Origin of the sequence: Photobacterium lipolyticum (genome assembly GCF_003026475.1) — a bacterium.
GTDB classification, from domain to species: domain Bacteria; phylum Pseudomonadota; class Gammaproteobacteria; order Enterobacterales; family Vibrionaceae; genus Photobacterium; species Photobacterium lipolyticum.
The window spans coordinates 24,049-47,830 of record NZ_PYMC01000009.1 but is presented as its reverse complement, the minus strand read 5'-3'; the positions used below and the strand labels follow the sequence as shown (position 1 = coordinate 47,830).

The following is a 23,782-nucleotide window of genomic DNA, read 5'->3' as shown; positions in this document are numbered from 1 at the left end:
GTAAAGTTACTATTTTTTATTATGTTAGCTTTTAATAATACCGTTACACTATGTGTCTTATGCCCTTTGATACCGATTGATATTGGTGAGGGCATTTTTTATTAATTACAAAGAAGGCTGATGATAATGATTGAACGTCTGGAAACTGGTGCCCGCATGAGCCGTATTGTTAAGCATAACGGCACTATTTATCTATGTGGCCAGGTATGTAAAGACGCAACTCAGGGGATCAAAGAGCAGACTGCAACCATGCTGGAAAAGGTTGAAGATCTTCTTGAGCAGGCAGGCAGTGATAAAGAGCATATGCTGTCAGCAACTATCTATATCAAAGATATGAAAGATTTTGCAGCAATGAACGAAGTTTGGGATAACTGGGTGCCGGAAGGTCATGCTCCTGCCCGTGCTTGCGTTGAAGCAAGTATGGCGCGTGACGTTTTACTGGTTGAAATTTCTGTTGTTGCAGCAGAAAAATAAACCGCAGTAATTTTGCTTAGGGTTGCTAAGGTTAAACGTTATTTCTTTTGCGTTACTTGTACTACAACATCGAAGCTCCGTACTGGGGCTTTTTTTGAAGATTGATATTAATACATCATGAATCCTGATGTTGTTACGGCTGTTTATTAATACTGATATTCGGAAATATGCCTGTACACCATTTACGTTTTAAAGGGGTAGGCCTCTTTAGGCTATCATTAAACCTGTTACTATTTGCTGTAGTATCAGGTGATTGTATTGATTGGTATAAGTAATAAGTAATAAGGATGAAAAATGAAAACAATGACCCGGTTATGTGGGGTATTGGTGGCATTGGCAACGACGGGCAACGCTTGGGGCGCCGATCAAATCGTCAATCTGCAAGATGGCAGACAGGTTGTGTTGCATGATGATTTTACTTGGCAATACGTCGCGCCTGTTATTGAAAGCCCCAAAGCTGTCGGGAAGACACAGGCTGACGTTAAGGTAGGTACCGATAGTGCCAAGCCTGCGGTTATGGCAATTCCAGTAGCCACCGCAAGCCCTGCGGGGATTCCGGTGGCAACAGCGCAAAAAGCCGTTCGGGTTGAATTGGGTGTGAGTAAAAATATCCAGCAACTCAGTAAAAGCGGTATTGATGTGTTATTGCAATCAGCACGGTATGAAAACGGCGAATTGGTCATTCCAACCATGTTAACTAATCAGGGGACGGGATCCGTTGTTTCGGTGGTCCTGAAGGTAAAACTGATGAGTGAAAACGGTAGGGAGCTGGCCAGTGAAGATCTGCCAATCTGGTCATCTATCAAGCGCGTGCCAGAGACTTATTTCCGCCCGAAAACCCAGCAGGAAGGCAAGCCAGTGAAACTTCCTGTACCTGAAGCTTCAGCGTATTTTATCAGTGCCGAAATTATTGAGGTTGAACACTGGTAATAATGGCTTATTGAATAGACAGCAGGCATGCCACCACATGCCTGATTTTGTTTTTATCGCCAACCACTTCAAGACGAGATTCAGATCTTCCTTTTGAGATAGAATTCTTGCTGTTCTGGCCATTCGACCCGTTTAAAGAAGGTAACCCTTTACCGTTGTAATACCTATTGGGATAATAGTCTGAATTGCCCCGATAATTGTACTGTGATTAGTATTATTGGCCTGTAGCTTATGAGCTGCGGTGAATAATACGTGTTTTGTGGTGCATGAAAATGCCCTCAAAACCCTGCAGGCTTCAAATTTTCAACCAGATAACAGTGATTTCAATTAAACATTGATTAACACTGTGCTGATAGTATAAATAGGCTGGTTTTTTAGTAGCCAGTATTAAAGGAATACCGGATGATTGCGAACAAAAAGGTCCTCGTAGTTGATGATGATCAGGAGATTCGTGAACTCTTAGATGAATATCTGACAAAAGCGGGTTTTGACGTTACTACAGCGGCTGAAGGCGAGGAAATGAAGCGTCGGCTGTTGATGGGGTATCCTGATCTCATCCTGCTGGATGTGATGATGCCGGGTGACGATGGTTTTACCCTGTGTCAGCATATTCGTAAAACCTCTGATGTCCCGATCATTATGCTCACAGCAGTATCAGATGAGATGGATCAGATCATTGGATTAGAGCTGGGTGCTGATGATTATATCGCCAAGCCATTTAGCCCGAGACAACTAATGGCGCGAATTAAAGCGCTAATGCGCAGGGTGCGTCCGACAGAAACTCAACAGCCTGCAGCAGTCCCGAAAGTGATTTGCTTTTCTCACTGGCGGTTAGAGACCCTGTCTCACCGTTTGTATGATTTGGAAAAAAATGAAGATTACGAGCTGTCAGGCAGTGATTTTTCGTTGTTAATGCTATTTCTATCCCGTCCCAATGAAATATTGGATCGAGATACTATTTCCTGTGCGACCCGTGGCCGTGAAGCCTTGCCTTTAGAACGTGGGATTGACGTGCAGCTGAGCCGTTTACGCCAGCGTTTAGGTGATAAAGGCAAACATCCGAGGCTGATCAAAACGATGCGTGGAAATGGTTATATTTTTACCGCAGATGTGACGTACGAAAACTAGCCAGGTTTGGGTAATGATTGAATGAATTTGAAAAAATTATGGCCAAAATCGCTGGTGGCGCGCACCTTGTGGCTGACTTTACTTGCGGTGTTTCTGGCACAGATGATCGCGACCTTGATTTGGTACGGCCAATCGAAACAGCGGGATCTGGAAGGGCTCGAATCGACTTCTGCCAGTATGGCGACCATGTTCGCTTCCACGGTGAATTTTTTCCAGTCGTTACCCCTGCAATACCGGCACATTGTGCTCGATCAGTTGCGTAATATGGGGGGGACTCGTTTTTTTGTTTCTTTCAATGAAGAAGAGATCCTGATTGATCCCATTCCGGCGTCAAAACTGAAAAACACGGCAGTAAATGCCATTCAAAAAGTACTGAATGAAAAGTTACCGAGGCTTAATGTTATCAAGGTGGAATTCTCACGCCCTGAGACCCTGCACGTGTTAAAAAATGACATTTTGCTCAGTGATTTACCGCCTTCCTGGGCGGATCATACTCTGAGTTTGGAACCGCTGAACCCTCCGATTCTGGTTGTTCAGCTTGAGCTGGCAACCAACGAATGGTTGTATATTGCCGCATTGCTTCCCGCGCCATATGTCATGCTGGAAGATGAAATTATTACCAGGCAGCAGGTGATTTTTCTCGCGTTTATTACCGCTTTGCTGCTGGTCTTTACTTACTTCATGGTTCGTCGCCAGACGAAGCCTCTCAAGCGTTTAGCCAATGCCGCAAATGCGTTAAGCCTGGATATCTACCAGCCTCCGCTGAAAGAAGAGGGGGCCAGCGAGTTAGTGACGGCAACGCAGGCTTTTAACCGAATGCAGATGCGATTACGCCGCTACATAGATGACAGAGAACACTTGTTCTCGGCTATTTCCCATGATTTGAAAACCCCCATTACCCGTCTCAGATTACGCGCAGAGCTGATAGACGATGAAGCGAAAATCGAGAAATTCAATCGGGATCTGGATGAGTTGGAGATGATGGTAAAAGGGGCGCTGCAAACGGTTCGCGATACAGATTTGCATGAGAATTTAGTGCAGGTTGATCTCTCTGAAATGCTGCAGAGTATCGCCGAGAGCCATAATAACGGTCAGAAGATCGTGACTATTCCTGATACGCCGATTGCACCGTTAATGGGTAAGCCTTTAGCGCTTAAACGTTGTCTGACCAACCTGATTGATAATGGCGTGAAATACGGCGAGAAGGTCGAGCTTATCGTGGCAGATGAGCCTGATGCACTGGTATTAATCATTAAAGATCAGGGGAAAGGGATCCCGGAAGAATCAATGGAAGCGGTGTTTGAACCCTATTTCCGAGTAGCAACGGATGATGAAGGTCATGGCTTAGGTATGGGGATCGCCCGTAATATTCTTCATGCCCATGGCGGCGATCTCACGATTCATAATTCAGAACAGGGCGGCTTAGAAGTTAAAGTCTTTATCCCGCGACTGGTTGAAAATGTCTGACGCGGCGCTGAAATACAGAAGAACGAGATGATGAAAATAACCCGAACGCTGTGTGCAATAACATTCGCAATGACTTTCGCCGGTACGGCGGCCACCGCCCATGCCGGGGAAGTGGAAGTACTTCACTGGTGGACATCCGGTGGCGAAGCCAGATCAGTTGCGGTGCTGAAAAGCATGATGGAGCAACAAGGCAACAGCTGGAAAGATTTTGCGGTTGCTGGTGGTGGCGGTGAAAGTGCGATGAGGGTGTTAAAAACGCGTGCGGTATCAGGTAATCCGCCATCTGCAGCTCAGATCAAAGGGCATGATATTCAGGAGTGGGGCCGGTTAGGGTTTCTGACTAATCTGAATGACGTTGCAACAGCCGAGCAATGGGGGGAGGTCATACCGGAAGTTGTTGCGAATGTGATGAAGTATCACGGTGAGTATGTTGCGGTACCCGTGAATGTTCACCGTGTTAACTGGTTGTGGGCAAACCCGCAAGTGTTCAAAAAATCCGGTGCACAAGTGCCGACAACGCTTGATGAGTTCTTTATCGCCGCCGATAAAATAAAAGCCGCGGGTTTTATTCCTTTGGCTCATGGCGGACAGCCATGGCAGGACGTGACGCTTTTTGAAGCGGTCGCATTAGCGGTTCTTGGCTCTGAAGATTACAACAGGGCATTTGTTGATCTGAATATGGATGTGCTATCTGGCGAGAAGATGGTTGAAGCCTTCACGCAGTTCAAAAAAATGCATGATTATATTGATACGAAAGCCCGTGGACGCCAATGGAACACGGCGACCTCAATGGTCATTAACGGTGAAGCAGCAATGCAGATCATGGGCGACTGGGCCAAAGGTGAATTTGCTGACGCAGGTAAAGTACCGGGTATCGATTATATCTGTGCCCCGGCTCCGGGAACGGCTGAGCAGTTCACCTTCAATATTGATAGCTTTGCCTTTTTCAAGCTAAGCGGTGCAAAGGAAGATAAGCAAGCTCAGAAAGATCTCGCAAAAACTATTATGACCAAGGAATTTCAGGAGATCTTCAACCTCAATAAAGGGTCGATTCCGGTTCGCTTAGATATGAATATGAAGAAATTTGACCAATGCGCACTGGACTCTATGGCATCGTTTAAAGCCACGGCGAAAAGCGGTGATCTGGTGCCGAGCATGTCACAAGGCCTGTCAACAACCAGCTATGTTCAGGGGGCTATCTTCGACGTTGTCAGTAACTTTTTTAATCGAAAATCGGCCGATCCTGAGATGGCTGTTCAGAAGCTGTCTCGTGCGGTGAAAGCGGCGATGTAAGGGAGCTGAATGAATACCTCAGCGGTTAGGTAACCGACATGCAAGCCAGGTCATGACTGATCCATCCGTCATGCTGAAAATTGTATCTAACACTGTACTTCGATGGTGTTGTAAGCCGCACTCTGTGAGCCGCCATAGTTCATGAATCGTGGACGAAATATAGTCCGTCAGATGCAACGGCAAATATACCCATATCGCTACAATCAGTGCTTAAAATGTACGAACATGGGCAAGTTAGCGTTAAAATAAAGTAAAAGCATCAGGGATAAACAAAGCGTCTATACTTAAGGTTTGTCATGGAATGGATGCAGAATTATGATGACACCGCTAACAGGAAAAACGGTTTTTATTACCGGTTCAAGCCGCGGCATTGGTCGCGAAATTGCGCTGATTTGTGCAGAGCAGGGGGCCAATGTCGTTATTGCGGCAAAGTCTGATCAGCCGCACCCTAAGCTACCGGGTACCATTCACAGTGTTGCTCAAGAAGTTGAAGATGCCGGCGGTAAGGCGTTGGCGATAAAGTTGGATGTTCGTGATGAAGATGCCGTCCAACGTGCAATGCAAGATGCCGCTGAAAAGTTTATCGGTATTGATGTATTGGTCAATAATGCCAGTGCCATTTCGTTGAGCCGACTGCAAGACACGGATATAAAGCGCTTTGATCTGATCCATTCGATTAATGTTCGCGGTACATTGGTGTGTTCAAAGGCAGCTATTCCTTATCTTAAAAAGAGCCAGAATGGCCATATTATTACCTTATCTCCGCCTATTAATCTCTCCTCCCATTGGTTAAAGCCTTATATCCCTTATACGTTGACAAAATACGGTATGACTCTATTAACCTTGGGGCTGGCAGAAGAGCTAAGGGGCGACGGTATTTCGGCAACCACATTGTGGCCGCAAACCACCATTGCCACAGCAGCAATTGAGTTTGCCCTTGATAAAGATCTACTGAAGCGTTCGCGAACGCCACGCATAATGGCGGAAGCCGCTTTGGAGATTATCAAGTCAGAAAATTTACAACTGAGTGGCCAGACACTGATCGACGAATCCTTGCTTAGAGATCGGGGGATCTCTGATTTTGAGCAATTTAAATTTGATCCTCATGCACAAGATTTGATGCGGGACTTATTTCTCGATGCATGATTGTTAAAGATACCAGCACTGCAATGCGGTTTCTTTACGTTTTATCAGCCTTAAATCGGTGGAATTGACTGTCTGCAGCCCGTTATTCTGGGGTAGGATGTAGCCATTATTGTCCCACCATTTTATTGAAGATCTAAGAATATGAATAAATCCTTGTTGCTCAAGCAAATATTAGCAGCACTTGAGGCTATCCATCAGGGAGCCGTTGATGCTGCCATGCGGGCTTATAATACTGCTACCGATGATGAGAATGTCGCTGAAAACAAATATGATACTTTGGCTCTGGAAGCGGCTTATCTGGCACAAGGACAAGCTCAGCGTGTTGCCGAATGCGAGGCTGATTTAGCCGCTTTTGAAAAGCTGGAACTGGCGAATTACTCCGATCAAGAAGCGGTTGGGCTAGGAAGCCTGGTCTACCTTATCGATGAAGCAGGTGCTGAGAAATATCTGTTTTTAGGCCCTGCAGCCGGTGGGCTTAAGCTGACATTTTTCGACAAACAAATCATTATTATTACCCCATCGGCTCCGCTTGGGCAGATCCTGTTAGGGCGTTTTGTCGATGAAGAAATCGAAATCAACATTGGCGGTCAAATTAAAAGCTACGAGATTGCGGCCATCTATTAGTCGGGCTATACCCATTTCGCTTTGTTTCGGTGTATGGTGGGGGGATATCTCAGATTATCAGAAAAGCAGATCATGACTTACCTCTCTTGTGTTGAAGTAGAACCCAATGTTGAAGCCACCGCGACGGTTATCTGGTTGCATGGCCTAGGAGCCAATGGCCATGATTTCGAAGCCATTCTTCCTGATTTAAAGCTCCCCCAGAACGCGCCGGTACGGTTTATCTTTCCTCATTCGCCATCGATGCCGGTGACCATCAATGGGGGGATCGTAATGCCGGCATGGTATGACATTCTGGAAATGGGGGCTGGCCGAAAACTTAATACAGATCAGCTGCTACATTCTGCCAGTCAGGTCGCGGCACTGATTGAGCGAGAGATTGAGCGCGGTATTTCCAGTGAGCGTATTGTTATCGTCGGTTTTTCGCAGGGGGGCGCTGTCGCTTACCAGACTGCCTTGAGCTTTCCGAAAAAATTAGCCGGACTACTGGCACTTTCGACCTATTTTCCGACCGCAGACAGCATTGAATTTGCGGAATGTAACCGCGCATTGCCGATTGAAATCATGCATGGCCGTTTTGATCCTGTTGTTCTGTCAACGATGGGTCTGGAGGCTTCGAAAACGTTGGAGAACGCAGGATTTAAGCCTAACTGGCGTACCTACCCGATGGAACACAACGTCTGCCTGGAGCAGATCCAGGATATCTCAGCCTGGCTAAAGTACATACTTAATATTAAGTGATTAGTCATATCGGTTTCACAATGAAAGGAATCATCTAATGATGAATGAGTTTAAGCTAAATAATCATTCATATTCAAACCCTTATTTTGTCGATGATGATTTTATCCTAGTCGGTGTACAGATTTTTATTAACATCGCAACGATGTAATTGAAATCATAACCAGTAATAAAAAAGCCACTGCATCTTTAATGAGCAGTGGCTTTTTATCTTTAACACTTTATTCCAGCCAGATTAATAGACGGGTAATTTAAAATCAGTAAACATCTCTTCAATCTTCGAACGGGTCGTTTGACTCAGCACTTTTTCCATAACTTGCTTGGTTAAGTGAGGGGAGAAAGAAGAAATAAAATCGTACATGTAATTCTGCAACAGAATATCTTTGCTAAAACAGATCCATGCTTTGCTCGGCTCAAAAACATGATCCAGACTAATACAGGTTAAGCCCGTATGTTCTACATCTTGCGCAGCCAGCGAGGAAATGATGCCAATGCCAAAACCTAATTCGACATAACGCTTAATCACATCGGCATCCATTACCGTCATAAAATAATTCGGGTTCAGATCTTGTGCCGAGAAGGCCTCTTCCTGTGTCGCTCGGCCTGTTGCCCCCATTTCATAGCTGAGGATAGGGTACTGGCAAAGCTGCTCTAACGTCGGTTTTTCGCCATTGTCCAAAGGGTGTCCTTTGGGAACCACTAGAGAGAGCGTCCATAAATAGGCCGGGAGAATGATTAGGTCATTATCATGACTCACATCGTGCGCCACAATCGAAAAATCGGAATATCCTTTACTGATCTTTCCTTTGGTTTGTGGCGGCAGAGTCGGGTGCAAATGAAAAGAAATTTTCGGATATTTATTGATAAAATAGGAGACAGTTTTAGGCAGTAAATAGCGTGCGATAGTATGTGTTGTGTAAATATTTAAAGAACCTATGCTCGGGTCTAAATACTCGCGGGAGATGGCTTTTATTTTCTCTTCTAAAGCGAGCATTTTATCAAGCTCTGTAAATATTTTCTCGCCGACAGGAGTTATACCATGCAAATTCTTACCGCGCCGTTCAAAAATACGCACCCCTAATTCATTTTCTAATAAGGCGATTTGCTTACTGATGCCAGGCTGAGTTGTGAAGAGCATTTTAGAGGCGGCAGATATATTAAGATTATTATCCCTAACTGACTTTAAATATCTTAGTTGCTGTAATTTCAAAGTATCGCTCCTGCATGTATATTTTTAATATCTGCGATCAATTATATTGATAATAAAATTAAATCTTAGTTATCAATATGCTACTAATCCTAACATATTACAAGCCTCGGGTTGGTTTTGAACCAAAATTGACTTTTTCCAATCGTTTGAATTTTAACCACTTAACATTATCAAGATAAGTTTCTCATCACTTGAAGGCGCACTACTGGCCGAAGCCATCGCCAACTGATGTGGTTTTATTTGGAAGGGGAAACGTTGAGGATGAGTTTCGGGGTTTAGAAGTGACGGTGAGCTGATAAATAGATCGGCGGAAAAAGAGGGCCGAAGCCCTCTTGGAGACAGGGTTTATTTAGCCTAATACAACCCCTAAACTTAGCAGGGCCATTACCATGACACTAAGAATGCCAATTAATGGGCCGATAAACTTGAGCCATGATGAATAGGCTACGCGACCAATGGCTAATCCACCCATGACAACTCCCGACGTAGGGGTCACAAGATTCGGCAGGCCAGAGGCTGACTGGAATGCGGTGACAACTAATTCACGACCGACACCGGCAAAGTCAGCTAATGGCGCAAGCACTGGCATAGAAAGTACGGCCAGACCTGAAGATGAAGGCACCACTAAACAAAGCACGGCTTCAATCCAATAGATGGCATTGATGAAGGCGATTTCATGCAGTCCGCCTAATAGACCTTCTGCATAGTTGAGAATAGTGTGGGTAATATTGCCATTATCCATTACAACCACTAGGCCGCGGGCGATGGCGATGATTAATGCCACGCCTAATAAATCTCGCGCGCCGTCAACAAAGCTATCGGTGATTTCGACCTCAGATAACCGGCCGACAAAACCAACGATGATACTGGATCCGATGAACAGTGCAGATAGTTCTGCCATCCACCAGCCAGCCACCGAAACGCCCCACATCATCACAGCAAAGGTCAGGCCGAAAATCGCTAATACCGTTTTTCGGGTGCCGGTTAGCTCTGGCGCTTGCTGTTCTTTACTGTGTAGGAAATGACGTTCATTGTCATCTTTCTGATGAGCCACAATCGATGCTGACGGGTCGTGTTTCACCTTATCGGCATAACGCATTACATAGACAACACAGACAATCCAACCTAACGCGAGAATAATAGCGCGTAAGATGATGCCTTCCATGAAGTTGATTTCAGCGGCATTAGACGCAATAACTGTTGCAAACGGATTAATGGTCGAACCTAAACAGCCAATACCCGCACCCACCATGATGATGGCGACACCCACAATACTGTCATAGCCAGCTGCAATCATTACCGGAATTAACAGGGCATAGAAAGGAATGGTCTCTTCCGCCATGCCATAGACTGTGCCGCCCATCGCAAATAATCCCATTAGAATTGGGATCATCCATTTTTCGCGCCCGCCTAAACGTTTCATCGTGCCAGCAATACCGGCATCAATGGCACCTGTGCGGGTGACGACTGCAAGAAAGCCACCAATGACCAGGACAAACAAGGCGACATCAACGGCGCGAGCTGCGTAGCTTGATGGATCGTAGAAACCTTGAATGGGCGCCATTAACACTTCCACTATCCCTTGTGGGTTAGCTTCTACGGTTTGATAAGATCCTACCTGAGGCACCATGCGCCCCAGCGTTTCGTTTTTCTCCATTTGGTATTGACCCGCGGGTATCACCCACGTCATTGCTGCCATTAAAACGGTCAATATCATTAAAATTGTGTAGGCAGAGGGAAATTTAATTTTCGTCATCAGGATGTCCTCATTGAGTGGGGCAAATCGCCCCACAATTTGGGTGGTATTCCACCTTCTTTTTTATGCTACGAAGTCCATGATTGCTTTAACGGACATACCAGCAAGTCCCATTTTTTCCAGTGTTCGGCCTTCCTTGAAGTAATCAATATCGTTATAAGCGTTATCAATGTGCAGGCAGGATGTGACTAATGGTGTTTCTACCCCGGCGAGTTTGCCTAACTCATAGCAAGGTACCAGCAGATACGCGGCATCTTCTGTGATGTAGCGGTTACTGGCGGAGTTAGGGGCACTGTTTAACTTACCGTGAGTTTCTGAAGTGCGGTTAACGTCATAAACGCTCTCGCATTGCATTGCATAGAGCGCATTCATGGCCTCAAGCTCAGGGATCAGTTCCAGCCCCAGTGCTTTACCGACTGACTGGCGTTCATGCTCCATCACCGCTGCTGCTTTGGCGGTTGATACGGAACAGCAGTCTTTGTAGTAATTAAACTGGCCGTCAAAGTTCTCAAGCAATCCCATGTTGAGCGTGGTTAGTAGCGGATGGCCACCAAAATTAATATTCTCCATTCCGGCACTGATCACGTTCGCCAAGCCGCGAAGTGGTAAAGGCATCACGGCCTGAAGCCGTGTAATGGCCCAGCTGGTTTTACTGGCAGGCAAGGCTGAAACGGGCAGAAACTCTTTCATGCCTAAAATGGCAATTTCTGCTGGGCCGACGATACGGGTTGCCCATGGGATCGAGATGGCATCGACAAACGTAATATCGAGATCGGCATAACCTTGCTCTGCTTTAATACGATTGAGTACCAGCGAGCCGTAGTTACCCGGCATCAACATGATAACTTGCCCGTCGCGCAGGTGAGGCAGCATTTCGACAAATAAAGGCTCTTGGGCAAAGGAAGGGACAGGTAAAATCAGCAGATCAGAATAAGCAACTGTCTCTGCCAGATCCCTGCTTACTTTATCAATGGGCTGAAAACCTGAGTAGGTCAGGGGCACGCCGTTAAATTCGGCTAAAGCCGCGATGCCGCCGCGTTGCTCGATATCGGTAAGTGGTTGGTCAAAGCCTTTGGCACCAAACAAGCATACTTGTGCGCCATGAAGCGAAAAATGGTACGCCGCGGTTAACCCCGCATTGCCGGAACCTATGATGGATACTCTAGCGTTCATCGTTCTTCCTATCGTTATGTTTCCTGGTGAAATCAGACTAAGGAAGAAGGGGCGTTTTTGCCCAATGCAGAACGGCTAAGGCAGTATGCAAAAAAGTTATAGTTGGCGGTAGGCTTCATTTTAATTCATTGTTATTAATCGTTTATATTTGTTTTTTTATAGAGGCCTACTTCCCGGCTATCTGTGACCTGGGCCCATGTCGGCTTCATCGAGATCGCGTATCGGACCAATTTTAAGGTGAATATCCATTTCATCGGCGAGCAACAGAAACTGCTCGATGAACTGTTCGGCATGGCGATGAACAGGCTTAAGGGCAGGATATAGAATGTCGAACTCAAACGGTAATGAGAAGACCAGCGGGCGCATTACAACATCTTTGTGTTCGCTGGCCATGTGGGCGGTAAACGGATCGGTGATTGCTATGCCCACACCTTCCCGAACCAATGCGGCGGCAGTACTGGCAAATGAAACTTCAATGTGTTCAATGGTGGTCAGATCATAACGCCGCAGTAAGGCATCAATGCGCCGCTGGGTGACATCCTTTTCATGGCGTATCAATAGCTGGCCGGCAATATCATAAATATCAATCACGTTTCTTCTTGCCAGCGGTGACTGTGCCGGTAACAAGCAGACGCATTCACATTCAACTTTCTGTGCTTTGACTCCGGCAAGATATTCATCGACAAAAGCAAAGCCGATATCGGTAGTCTGGCTCTGAACCCGGCGTATGACATCCTCTGAGCGGTAGGTCTTAAACCCTACCTTCATCCGGGACGAGTCTTTTAAAAATGTTGCCAGGATCCGGGGAAGAAAGGCATTTGACAGTAATGGCATCGCCGCAATATTCAGGCTGCCAAATCGATGCGAGCGAATGGAATCTGCGGCATGATCCAATCCGGTGACGGCCTCGAACACTTTGGCCACTTCAAGGTAAAAAGCTTGCCCTTCATCACTTAATACCAGGCGGTTTCCTTTTCGAAGAAAAAGATCGAATCCCAGCCTCTGCTCTAGGCCGGACAGTAAGCGGCTGACAGCCGGCTGGCTTAAATTCAACCGTTCTGCTGCAGCCGTAACGGTTTGACATTCAATGACGGCTTTAAAGGCATTGAGTTGTGAGAGCTTCATGTGAGTCAGTTCTTGATTTTGGATAGCTAACGCTAACAGAACTGGGTGTATATACCAATTCTATTCATAATTGAAAATAAGAAAGTGCTGTGGGTCAATTCTCATAATATTGCTGTGGTGACTATTATCGAGGCTTTCCGGGGAGGCTGTATGCCCGTGTATTCAATAATTATTATCGTGTCAGTTATAAATCTATCAGCCACCTATCTACTAAACATCTTTTTAAAGAATAAAATACAATTTCCAGTTTAATTATTAACAACACAATGGACAAAACAAAAATAACCACTTTATTAATAATGTTATTAATGGTTTGTGTGATGAATGTTTGATTGTTATTGATATAAAACTAATAACATGTGCAACTTGAGTTTTCATGCTGTTTTTAAACGTTGTCATCAAGGAGATTGATGTGTTTGTAATTGAATTTCTTATTGTACTTGTCTGTATTTTGATTGGTGCCCGTATCGGGGGGATCGGTCTGGGCGTGATGGGTGGTGTTGGTCTGGCGATATTGAGTTTTGTGTTTGGCTTACAACCGACCAGCCCGCCGATCGATGTCATGTTAATGATCATGGCCGTCGTCGCTGCTGCCGCTTCCATGCAGGCTGCCGGAGGTCTGGATTTTCTGATCAAAATTGCGTCAAATATTTTGCGTAAAAATCCTCGTCAAATCACTTTTATTGCGCCGATTGTGACATATGTATTCACCATGATGGCGGGTACCGGTCACGTTGCTTATTCTGTGTTGCCGGTAATTGCTGAAGTAAGCCGTCGTAGCGGTATTCGTCCTGAGCGCCCTATGGGCATGGCAGTTATCGCATCTCAGTTTGCGATTGTGGCTAGTCCGATTGCCGCCGCGGTGGTCGCGTTAGTTGCGTTCCTTGAGCCTCAGGGTATTACCCTCGCCGATGTGCTGATGGTAACCATTCCGGCCACTTTCCTCGGCCTAACGGCTGCGTGTGTGATTGTTAACAAGCTAGGTAAAGAGCTGAATGAAGATCCTGAATACCTTCGCCGTCTGGAAGATCCTGCTTTCCGTAAGGAAATGGAAGAAGAGGTGAAGGTAGCGGAAATTGAGATCAAGCCCGAAGCAAAAAAAGCAGTATCTCTGTTCCTGTTTGGCGCACTTGCGGTTGTTGTGATGGGGGCTTTCCCGTCATTGCGTCCGAGTTTTGATGGCCATGCGATGGGCATGGCACACACCATTGAAATTGTGATGCTCTCTGTTGCGGCACTAATCATTCTGATCTGCAAGCCTGATGGTTATGCGATTACGCAAGGTTCTGTATTTCATGCCGGTATGCGTGCAATCGTGGCTATCTTCGGCATCGCATGGCTGGGTGATACGCTTATCGGTGGTCATGGTGCAATGGTGAAAGAAACAGTAGCTGGTTTGGTTGAAGTGGCACCATGGACTTTTGCATTTGCGTTGTTTGGCTTGTCTGTAATGGTGAACAGCCAGGGTGCAACGACTGCAGTCCTGGTACCTGTGGCGATCACGCTGGGTCTACCACCAGCAGTCATTATTGCGACTTTTGTAGCAGTTAACGGTTACTTCTTTATTCCTAACTACGGTCCGATCATCGCATCTATCGACTTTGACCGCACGGGAACCACCAATATTGGTAAATATATCTTCAACCACAGCTTTATGATCCCGGGTTTATTGAGCATGGTGTTCAGTATTATCTTCGGCTTCATTTTTGCCGGGATTGTGTTGTAATACGACGTTCTTGTAAGTCGTTAGTGATCAAATATCTCATGATGCTATGTGATCTTAACGTCAATATTCGCGAGATTTAATTATATAAAAGCACTGAGTAATTTCAGTGCTTTTAACTTATTGGCGTTCTTATATGAGTAAGATCCCCATGATCAGGTTTAATAATAAATATATCGATTATTCTGAATGGCACTCAGAGCCTTATTACTGATTAACACCAACATAAGCAATTGATTGATTATTGGTTAAGAGCGGCAGTCTTATTTAAATTATCGAGTAAGTGTGACAAATACGTGTTTGATGAAAATGAATTTTCAGTTGTGCATTTGTTATTTAATATAATTAAGTGCTTAATGTTGTTGATAAAGTGCGGTTTCTCTCACTCCTTTTAATCGTCGTAAGATGAATGTCACGAATTATTCGTCAATCAATATTAATTATTGATAATGTTGATATTATCCCCCGTCCTATATAACAGCTAAATATAACAAAAGGACACAACATGAAACATCTATTATTTGCGATATTTACTCTTGCGCTATCTGCGACTGCTTCAGCCGCCGTCTGTAATCAACATCTGGACAAAGGCACACCGAGCGATAGCGACCAAATTCTTTGCCGCGATGGCTATGCTGCCGGTTATAATTACCAAACTAAAGTTTCTGACTGGGTGGCTTATCACATCACGAAAGACAGTGTGAATGCTTTTTTTGAGCGATCTAATAATTTTACCACCGATAAAGAGCTTCCTGATGCCTACCGTGCAGTAAGTAATGACTACACAGCAACAGGCTATGATCGGGGTCACCTTGCACCATCAGGTACCATGGATTTTACTCAAGAATCGATGAAGCAAAGTTTTTTAATGTCTAATATGGCGCCGCAATTACCAGGCTTTAATCGTGGTGGTTGGAAAGGACTTGAGGAAAAAGTTCGACAATGGGCGAATGACTACAGTGAGCTTTATGTTGTCTCAGGCCCGATCTGGGATGGAAATGAAACGTACATTGGTAATGGCGTCTATATTCCAAGTCGTTTTTATAAAGTCATCTTAGACCCATATTACAATGATGCGATCGCATTTATTGTTCCACACAGAAAGGTCTCTTCATCAGAACTTGTCACTTTTATTACCACTGTTGACGAAGTAGAGCAGCTAACCAACCTCGATTTTTTCAGTGAGCTACCAGACAGCGTTGAGAATGATATCGAATCTGTCATGTGGGAAATGTGGTAATTACGATACTAAGTAATCAATTCTGTATTGTTATATAGGTTAAATGGGGCAAGCTTGCTTTCGGGCTATTGACAATTTGCCCCATAATCTTATTTATTCTTTTCGGTACTGTTATTACGTTTGTCTGATGTACTGGCTTGGTGTTCCACCGGTCTGTTTTCTGAAAAAGCTGATAAAGGCGCTATCGCTGGAAAAATCCAGGGCAAACGCCACATGCGAAACACTGCATCCTTCTGCAAGTAACTCAATCGCTTTCATCAAGCGCCATTGCTGTCGCCACGCCTGGTACGGCATGCCCGTCTCTTTGCTGAATATACGGCTGATCGTTTTTTCACTGGCTTGTGTGTCGGCTCTGAGCCATAAATCACCGCAAAATGGTGTGGAATGTGATGGCTAAATCGCTGAAAGCCGCGCAATACAAAATCCATTAATTATCTGAAAGGTTGAATAATTAATAGATTTGGTATAACCAACGACACAGTAGTCTAATCTTTGAGTTGGGTACTTGTTGAATAGGGTGAGTACCCGAGAAGCCAGAGGCATGACTTAAGGAGGCTATATGGCGGATTCACATGGTTTAACTATGGTGGTTGAGCGCGACGATGATAATTTCCTGATGGAACTGAAAGCTATCGGGAAGCTAACACATGCTGATTTAGAAAAGATCACCCCGGAGATGGATAAGGTGCTTGAAGGGATCAGCGAGCCGACGGTTAATATTTTTTTTGATGGTTCTGAGTTTGAAGGCTGGGAGCTACAGGCTGCCTGGGATGATTTAAAGCTGAGCCTTAAGCATGGTAAGAAGTTCAGCAAAATTGCTGTCTACGGTAATAAGAGATGGCTGGATGTGATGGCTCATGCCGGCAGTTGGTTTATTTCCGGTGAGGTGAAGTATTTTGAAGAGCCGATGAAAGGTTTAGCCTGGTTGAGGGAGTAAGGAGGTTTGGGTGTAAAGAGTGGATGATCTTTCTGGCTCCGGTTTACTACGCATTTCAGGTGGGTATAATGCCCGGCTTAGTTAAACGACAACCATTATCAGAAAGGACTTCAGTTTGAAGCTATTTGTCAGAGATCTTACCGTTATCGACGCCTCATACCTGTGCGAGGAGCGCGGCATGGTTGGTGAAAGTTGGATTCTCGATGTGGTGATGTCGGGCGAGCTGAATGAAATGAGTATGGTGCTCGATTTTAGCCGAGTCAAAAAGCAAATCAAACAGCTGGTGGATCAGTATGTTGATCATCGCCTAATTGTGCCGACGAAAAATGTTAATGTAAAAATGAGTCAGAGTAAGAATGGCTATGCCACAGTAGACTTGCTGCGTGGTGATAAAAGTATTCACTTACATTGCCCGGAACAGGCTTATTGCCTGATCGATGATGAGAAAGTAACGATTGAATCGGTTACCAGACATCTTCACCAGGTATTAATCGGTAAGCTACCTGCCAATGTGCAAGGGCTGGAGCTAACCCTGCGCCAGGAAAAAATTAATGGTGCGTTTTATCACTATACTCATGGCCTGAAAAAGCATGATGGTAACTGTCAGCGAATTGCTCACGGTCACCGTTCTCCGGTTGAACTCTTTGTTAACGGCGTACGAAGTGATACGCTGGAACAACAGTGGGCACAGCGCTGGCAAGACATTTATCTGGGAACCGCAGAAGATCAGGTTACTGTCTCTGAGTTGAACCTGAGCGACTACGCAGCAGGTTTGTCAGACGATAAGCATTTCGGTTTCCGCTATACCACTGAGCAAGGCGAGTTTGAATTGGCTATTGCCAAATCAGAAACGGAAGTCATTGATACCGACACCACGGTTGAGCTTCTGGCTCATTACATCGCAAAAGAGGTGAATAAGTCATTACATGGCGAGTCACTGGAAGTTGTCGCGTATGAAGGTGTAGGTAAAGGTGCCATGGCGTCGGCCTGATTGATTTAGCACCATAGGTTCTTGCAGATAAAAATGCTTCTCGATCCCTGTTATTCACTAGATAACAGTACGATGAGAGGCATTTTTTGTTTGACAGAGGTGGTTGATTCTTTCAATAGGGATACGTTTTTTGCTGTGATAGTGTGTATTACTGGCCTTTATCAGAATAGATGTTCTTTTTAATCAAATCTTAATAACATTACGACTACGTTACGAATTAATACTATCTAAGTTTCAGTGAGTTATATATCATAATGGCTATATGGGGCGTGTAACAACTATCAGCCTGAGGATTGATCTTAGGGGTGATGATACAATCAGGGGATTTAATGTACCTCAATCAAAAAGCAAAGGAAATTTATAAGTATGCTGAGCCCAACCTGCTCCTTGTAGGGCTATTTGGCGTATTAGGTTTTCCTGCTTACTACATCCTTTGGCAATATGTTTTTCCGCAAGCTTATGAAAATTTACCACTGCGAATTTTTTGTAGTGTGCTCTTCATTCCCTTTATCATAAAAGACTATATGCCTTCTCGGTTTAAGAAATATCAGCATCTGTACTTCTTAATCGCCGTGAGTATATGCCTACCTTATTTTTTTTGTTTCATGATGCTCAAAAATGACTGGTCAGTGGTATGGATGATGTCGTTTCTGGCGAGTATTTTTCTGTCGATACTGCTGGTATATGATTGGCTTGTCATTTTAATCGCTTCTGTTTTCAGTTTTGTCTGTGCTTTTGTTTCAGTTTTTTTGCTCGATGGTTATGCTGCGCATTTTCATTTCGAGTGGCCATATATAGTTGTTTTTGTCTTCGCCTATATGGGGGGGATTGTATTTAACTATCGTAATCAGGTCGAACACGAAGGACGTATACTGTTTGCAAGAACTTTCAGTGCTGCTATTGCCCATGAAATGAGAAATCCGCTTGGTTCCGTATATAGCTCTATTGAAGTGGTTAACGAACTGCTTCCTAAAAAGGGTCGTCATAATGCTAATTCTGAGCATGTGATCTCGGAGGCAAACCTGATAAAAATTGGCGAAATAATTAAGGATAGTTTAGCTGTAATCGACGGTGGTAATGAAACCATTAACCTGTTGCTTAGCTCAATTAACAATCAAGAAATATCTAATAAAACGTTTAAAAGATATTCCATCAGACATGTTATTGAACTGACTCTTAAGAGCTACGGATATAAAAAACCTGCAGATAAGAAGCTGGTTCGATTTGATTATGAGAAAGACAGTGATTTTTTGGGAAGTGATGTGTTGCTTCGCTATGTAATCTTTAATTTGTTGAAAAATGCGCTCTATTACAAAAGCAAAAAGGGTTTTAGTCTTAGTATTAGTCTGCTTGTTGAAGAGAATTGCAATATTATCCGAGTCAGAGATACGGGGGTAGGAATCGCGAAGAAAGATCAAGAGCATATCTTTGATGAGTTTTATACCTCGGGTAAAAAAGGAAGTTCTGGCCTTGGCCTTCCGTTCTGTAAAAAAGTGATTACGGCATTTGGTGGTGAGATAGCTTGTCGTTCTAAATTAGCGGAATGGACCGAGTTCAGTATCATTTTGCCCAAATATAATTCTGAAAAGACAGCACGATTGAAGTCCGATCTTTTGGCGACCAAGAAGATGCTGTATGTCGGGACTAAAAGCGATATATATTCAACATTACAGGGGCATGCTTTTTATCGTGGTTACCATTTTACGTCAGCAAAAGGTGATGCGTTTGTTGACATGGACGAGAGTGAGTTAGCTGTTGACGTCATCGTGGTTGATTTAGAGTGCATAGCCAAAAACGCAGAAAGCTTCGAATTAATCGAAAACAAATTACAGATGTTAAAAGCGCGTATTGTTTATTTGTACAGCCGTATTATGCCTAATGAAGTTCGATTTAACCGTATGATCCCGTTTGAGTTGCTTGATAAGCAAGCGAACAGATATTACCTTATAAATAAGCTGGATCAGCTGTTCTTTGAGCCAGTTGAAGAATACAAAACTGACGTGTTGTCAGCGGTTAATAATAAGCAAAAAATTATGATTGTGGATGACAATGTTTCCCTGAGAACCTATTCAGGTCTTTTACTCGAAAAGCAAGGTTACGAGGTTGTACATGCAGAGAATGGTTGCGTGGCACTCGATTATTTGGAAAATGATCGTTTTGACATGATTTTAATGGATCTGGAAATGCCATATATGGGGGGAATAGAAACCGCCAAACAGATCCGAAGTGATGAACGGTTTAAAGAGCAAAATCAAGTGCCGATTATCTGCTTTACAGGGAATATGAGTGAAGAGGTAATAAAAGATATCACAGATTCTGGCATGAATGATTATTTACTAAAACCGACATCGAAAGAGCACTTGCTTTCTAAAGTTGCGTCCTGGACTTAACTCATGGTTGCTTTGGTATATGCAGTCCCTTGAAAACAAAACTCAGTCTTCAAGGGCCAATATTAGTTACTTATTAAGCACTCTCCTTACTTTGTCACAGGCTAAGAGTATTTTTCCGATATCATCATCGCTTAGGCTGCTGTTCACAGAAAACCGGATCAAATTACGATTTTTGGGAGTGGCAGGCTGGCAGAATACCGAGCCAAAAATGTTATCTGCTTCAAGCAGATCACGTATTACTTCAGTTCTTGCTTCGGAGCCTGTTTCCAAGGCAATGATTTGAGACTGACTTTGAATACGAAAACCGAGTTCTTCTAAGCCATTTTTCAATTTACTTGTCTGAGAAAATAACTGCTTCCTTCGTTGATCACACTTTTTAATTAGGTCTAGCGTGGCTGTTAATACCTCAACTTCATGAGGAAGCAATGCGGAACTGAAAATAGCCGGATGGGCTACAAAAGGGAAACATTGACCGACTTTATCGCTACATAAAATAGCGCCAGCACGGTAAGCAAAACTTTTCGCTAAGCTAACGGTGATAAAATCAACATCCTTGCTTAGACCTAATTCTGCAACCAACCCTGAACCGTTGAGGCCATGAGTACCCAGCGAGTGTGATTCGTCGACCACGGTGGCACAACCATATTTCTTTGCGATTGCGACAATTTCTGTAATTGGAGCGATAGTACCAAGCGTGCTGTAGACCGAATCGACCAGAATAAGCCCCGGGCCATGCTTTTTAATCATTTTTTCAAGATGTTTTACATTATTATGAAGAAATGAATGGATGGCAGCATTGGCAGTTCTTGCTCCTTCCCAAAGAGACATATGGGCAAAAAAATCAATATAAACCGGTGTGTTGGCAGGGATGATAGTTTGAATTAAGCCAATATTGGCCGCCCAGCCTGATTGAGAAAGAATGCAGTGCTCATAGCCTGTAAAACTTGCAAGTTGTTGTTCAAAGCTATCTTTTTCGCCATCTTTATGGAGGAAAATAGCGGACATCACGACTTCCTTATCGGTTTTTATAAGTGCATCGATCTGAGCATTACGTATTGTGTCGTGGTTAGAGATTGCCAGGTAGTCGTTGCTTTGGAGTAAAACCGCTTCTTCTGTTGGCTTTTTTCCCAGCACTAAATGCTTTTTATTTTTTCTCGGGTAGATCAACTCGCTAAGATGATGGTCTACTTTTTTTTTATGAATTCTGGCAGCGTTCTATTTTTATTTACGTTGTTAATCATATTAAACCTCACAAAATAAAGTGTGTAGCCATAGTCCATTTGACGTCTGGCCGTTTTGCAGTATCACACTGTTTTTCTTGATCCATTAGAGATGCAAGAAAAGCTATCTTGCTGTTTTTTATGTTATAACGCTGTGATTTGAAGAAGGATATTGTTGATATCACTAATCTTAGTTAGAGGAGGCGGATGTTTTGGTCGCTGTTTACCGAGAGCATGTTGACACGAATATTTTGCTATTGTGTTAATTTGTTTCGCATCCAGCCTTGAACGAGTCTTCCGGGCTATTATGTTACAAACATGACGTACGACTCCTTGAAGAGGAGATAGTGGTTTGATGTTGACAGAAAAACGCCCCGGGCTATCAACCCGGGGCGGTGAAGAGATCAGAGCTTATGGTCTTATGGTACTAAAATCCGTAAAGCGACTCGTATACAGTACGTTTTCAGGCATTTCATCAGTATCATCAAGTGTAACAATGCCAGGGATCTCAGCCGATGCGTCAATAGCATTGATAGTCCTGTCATTATTCACTGTGTAAAGAACATCATTTGCAAAACCGTTCGGCTCTTGCCAGTACCAAATTTGAGTATTTCTGGCAAAATCATCGGAGCAGTCAGTGCTTAATGTTAATTTGCCTTCGGCTGTGTCTAAGCACTGGTTAATATTCGCCACACTTCTATATCTTTTTTCCTGATCATAGATGAACGATTGTGACTTGGCTCCTTCTACACAGTCTGTAAACTGTAATGCAGAACCATCCACGACTGCCAGGCATTGTGGCGATTCTTGGCTCAATAAAGTGGATTTGATTGTTACTGCGTCGGCGCCTAAAAACCACGGGCTATTCCAATCAACCGTCACTGCAAACTGATCTGAATAAACCAGCTTCTCAAAATCCCGGTATGTTTTCCAATCCGGATCAGCACTTGTGTTGTCAGTCCATAGCTGGCTACCTGAAGCATAGCGGCGACCAATTACCCAGTTATTATGACCAAACAAGGCAAGGCTATTCACCGTTGTCTTAACCACAATTTCTGATGAGCCAGTCGTTCCTTCTTTTGCCGCAATTTTGGCTACAAAATCCGGCCGCAGACCACTAACCGCCAGCGGATTATTTGCTCTCAACTTATCAAAATCCCAAGGATTGCCCCGGCGCTCATCATAATCCCAGCACCAGCCATCGGCGGTGCCCAAATTGCAGAAACCGTGCTCTGGATCGACCGATGAACCATACTTATTGTTCACGTATTTGATGTTGTAGCCGTCCTTGTTTGTTTTAGCGACCAGGCCAAATTCCTTTTTATTGGTAATGCTATATTTGTCGGTAAACTTGTACTCAATGTCCTTGATCGGAATCTTAGGTGAAAAACCCAGCCCTACTTTTATACTTGTACTCGTTTCCTTTTCTATTTTCGATTCAACTTGATCTTGCATTCTCGGATACAGATCATTTAGATAGATCTGTCCGGATGACAGTTTAGTCTTATCATTTACCTTAATGCCTACGTCTATTTCATCAAGGTACTCATTGTATACGTAGCTTGTGTGACTATTATGATACCAACGGCGATAAATATCGGACCAGTTGTCTGACATCCCCATATCAACACCTGAACCCTCGGCGAGCACAATTTCCACGAATTTATCTTTATCGCCGGATCTGGCGTAGAAAGGTGATTTGCTGTAATACCTGACTTTATATTTTAACGTTACATTGCCCTTACCCTGTCTTTCGACATTGAAGCGTCTATGTATGATGAACTCCATCACATTACCGTTGTCTTGAGAGACGGAGCGACGGATTCTACTTGATTTACTTAAATCGGTTACAAGATTTGAAGCAATATATTCAAGATCAAGTGTATCAAGAAGGTAGATTTCTCGTTTTTTGATCTCGTTTGGTTTGGTAACTAATACATACTCACTATCCACCCCTAGGCCCAAAAGACTGGATGTAAAAGATCTCCGCTCCTCGGAATTTATACCACTGAAATTTAAGATGTAATAATTGCAGTTGGGTGAAATAATTTCTTCAGAGCCGTATAAATGACATTCTTCCTGGAAGTAAGGTGTAGTTGTCTGAATCAAGTCAGAGATGGGATCTGTTTGGGCAACATTTGACGCATAACAGATTGAGCTTGATGCCATCACTAAGCTCATGCCAATAACAGAATTTACTATTTTGCTCATGCTATCTCC

At 44.0% G+C, this 23,782-nt stretch carries 18 protein-coding genes and 2 pseudogenes; 13 read left to right on the top strand and 7 right to left on the bottom strand.

What is annotated here, in order from left to right:
* Window positions 1-126: 126 nt before the first annotated feature.
* From C9I89_RS13490 to C9I89_RS13455, 8 genes are all read left to right on the top strand, one after another.
* The gene (locus C9I89_RS13490; protein WP_107284002.1) at window positions 127-474 is read left to right on the top strand and encodes a RidA family protein; all 348 of its coding nucleotides are present in this window, start codon (window positions 127-129) and stop codon (window positions 472-474) included.
* Window positions 475-768: 294 nt separating this feature from the next.
* The gene (locus C9I89_RS13485; RefSeq protein ID WP_107283859.1) at window positions 769-1,404 is read left to right on the top strand and encodes a DUF3157 family protein; all 636 of its coding nucleotides are present in this window, start codon (window positions 769-771) and stop codon (window positions 1,402-1,404) included.
* Between the two features lie 402 nt (window positions 1,405-1,806).
* Complete coding sequence (locus C9I89_RS13480) at window positions 1,807-2,532, top strand: response regulator (RefSeq protein ID WP_107283858.1); 726 nt, start codon at window positions 1,807-1,809, stop codon at window positions 2,530-2,532.
* 21 nt (window positions 2,533-2,553) lie between these two features.
* The gene (locus tag C9I89_RS13475) at window positions 2,554-3,999 is read left to right on the top strand and encodes an ATP-binding protein (protein ID WP_107283857.1); all 1,446 of its coding nucleotides are present in this window, start codon (window positions 2,554-2,556) and stop codon (window positions 3,997-3,999) included.
* 30 nt (window positions 4,000-4,029) lie between these two features.
* The gene (locus C9I89_RS13470; protein ID WP_107284001.1) at window positions 4,030-5,292 is read left to right on the top strand and encodes an ABC transporter substrate-binding protein; all 1,263 of its coding nucleotides are present in this window, start codon (window positions 4,030-4,032) and stop codon (window positions 5,290-5,292) included.
* A 315-nt stretch (window positions 5,293-5,607) separates the two neighbouring features.
* Window positions 5,608-6,438, top strand: coding sequence for an SDR family oxidoreductase (locus C9I89_RS13465; RefSeq protein WP_245905488.1), 831 nt, complete (start codon window positions 5,608-5,610; stop codon window positions 6,436-6,438).
* 141 nt (window positions 6,439-6,579) lie between these two features.
* Entirely contained in the window at window positions 6,580-7,062 is a 483-nt protein-coding gene (locus tag C9I89_RS13460; protein WP_107283856.1) for a GreA/GreB family elongation factor, read from the top strand.
* Window positions 7,063-7,134: 72 nt separating this feature from the next.
* A complete protein-coding gene (locus tag C9I89_RS13455; protein WP_107283855.1) occupies window positions 7,135-7,800 on the top strand; it encodes an alpha/beta hydrolase in 666 nt (221 codons plus the stop codon).
* Window positions 7,801-8,032: 232 nt separating this feature from the next.
* Here C9I89_RS13455 and C9I89_RS13450 read toward each other — a convergent pair whose 3' ends face one another.
* The 4 genes from C9I89_RS13450 to C9I89_RS13435 form a co-directional block, all read right to left on the bottom strand.
* A complete protein-coding gene (locus tag C9I89_RS13450) occupies window positions 8,033-9,007 on the bottom strand; it encodes a LysR substrate-binding domain-containing protein (protein WP_107283854.1) in 975 nt (324 codons plus the stop codon).
* A gap of 349 nt (window positions 9,008-9,356) precedes the next feature.
* Window positions 9,357-10,763: a YfcC family protein gene (locus C9I89_RS13445; protein WP_107283853.1), complete on the bottom strand. Its 1,407-nt coding sequence runs from the start codon at window positions 10,761-10,763 to the stop codon at window positions 9,357-9,359.
* Between the two features lie 63 nt (window positions 10,764-10,826).
* Window positions 10,827-11,936 carry an NAD/NADP octopine/nopaline dehydrogenase family protein gene (locus C9I89_RS13440; RefSeq protein ID WP_107283852.1) on the bottom strand — a complete coding sequence of 370 codons (1,110 nt, stop codon included), beginning with the start codon at window positions 11,934-11,936 and terminating at the stop codon, window positions 10,827-10,829.
* A gap of 177 nt (window positions 11,937-12,113) precedes the next feature.
* Window positions 12,114-13,061: a LysR family transcriptional regulator gene (locus C9I89_RS13435; protein WP_107283851.1), complete on the bottom strand. Its 948-nt coding sequence runs from the start codon at window positions 13,059-13,061 to the stop codon at window positions 12,114-12,116.
* Between the two features lie 412 nt (window positions 13,062-13,473).
* Between C9I89_RS13435 and C9I89_RS13430 the strand changes: the two genes are divergently transcribed.
* Both C9I89_RS13430 and C9I89_RS13425 read left to right on the top strand, forming a co-directional pair.
* Window positions 13,474-14,787, top strand: a complete 1,314-nt coding sequence (locus C9I89_RS13430; protein ID WP_107283999.1) for an anaerobic C4-dicarboxylate transporter family protein — start codon at window positions 13,474-13,476, stop codon at window positions 14,785-14,787.
* A gap of 502 nt (window positions 14,788-15,289) precedes the next feature.
* The gene (locus C9I89_RS13425; RefSeq protein WP_107283850.1) at window positions 15,290-16,024 is read left to right on the top strand and encodes a DNA/RNA non-specific endonuclease; all 735 of its coding nucleotides are present in this window, start codon (window positions 15,290-15,292) and stop codon (window positions 16,022-16,024) included.
* A gap of 114 nt (window positions 16,025-16,138) precedes the next feature.
* On the opposite strand, the pseudogene C9I89_RS13420 reads toward C9I89_RS13425, so the two are convergent.
* Window positions 16,139-16,363 (bottom strand): annotated as a pseudogene (locus C9I89_RS13420) (helix-turn-helix domain-containing protein); the annotation flags it as partial.
* Between the two features lie 220 nt (window positions 16,364-16,583).
* Between C9I89_RS13420 and C9I89_RS13415 the strand changes: the two are divergent.
* From C9I89_RS13415 to C9I89_RS13405, 3 genes are all read left to right on the top strand, one after another.
* On the top strand, window positions 16,584-16,961 hold the full coding sequence (locus C9I89_RS13415) for a SpoIIAA family protein (RefSeq protein ID WP_107283849.1): 378 nt from the start codon (window positions 16,584-16,586) through the stop codon (window positions 16,959-16,961).
* A 115-nt stretch (window positions 16,962-17,076) separates the two neighbouring features.
* Window positions 17,077-17,952: a 6-carboxytetrahydropterin synthase gene (locus tag C9I89_RS13410; protein WP_107283848.1), complete on the top strand. Its 876-nt coding sequence runs from the start codon at window positions 17,077-17,079 to the stop codon at window positions 17,950-17,952.
* Window positions 17,953-18,281: 329 nt separating this feature from the next.
* Window positions 18,282-20,342, top strand: coding sequence for an ATP-binding response regulator (locus C9I89_RS13405; RefSeq protein WP_170107699.1), 2,061 nt, complete (start codon window positions 18,282-18,284; stop codon window positions 20,340-20,342).
* A 66-nt stretch (window positions 20,343-20,408) separates the two neighbouring features.
* Here C9I89_RS13405 and cqsA read toward each other — a convergent pair.
* Both cqsA and C9I89_RS13395 read right to left on the bottom strand, forming a co-directional pair.
* Window positions 20,409-21,583, bottom strand: a pseudogene (gene cqsA, locus C9I89_RS13400) (alpha-hydroxyketone-type quorum-sensing autoinducer synthase).
* Window positions 21,584-21,973: 390 nt separating this feature from the next.
* Window positions 21,974-23,773: an RICIN domain-containing protein gene (locus C9I89_RS13395; RefSeq protein WP_107283845.1), complete on the bottom strand. Its 1,800-nt coding sequence runs from the start codon at window positions 23,771-23,773 to the stop codon at window positions 21,974-21,976.
* Window positions 23,774-23,782: the final 9 nt, after the last annotated feature.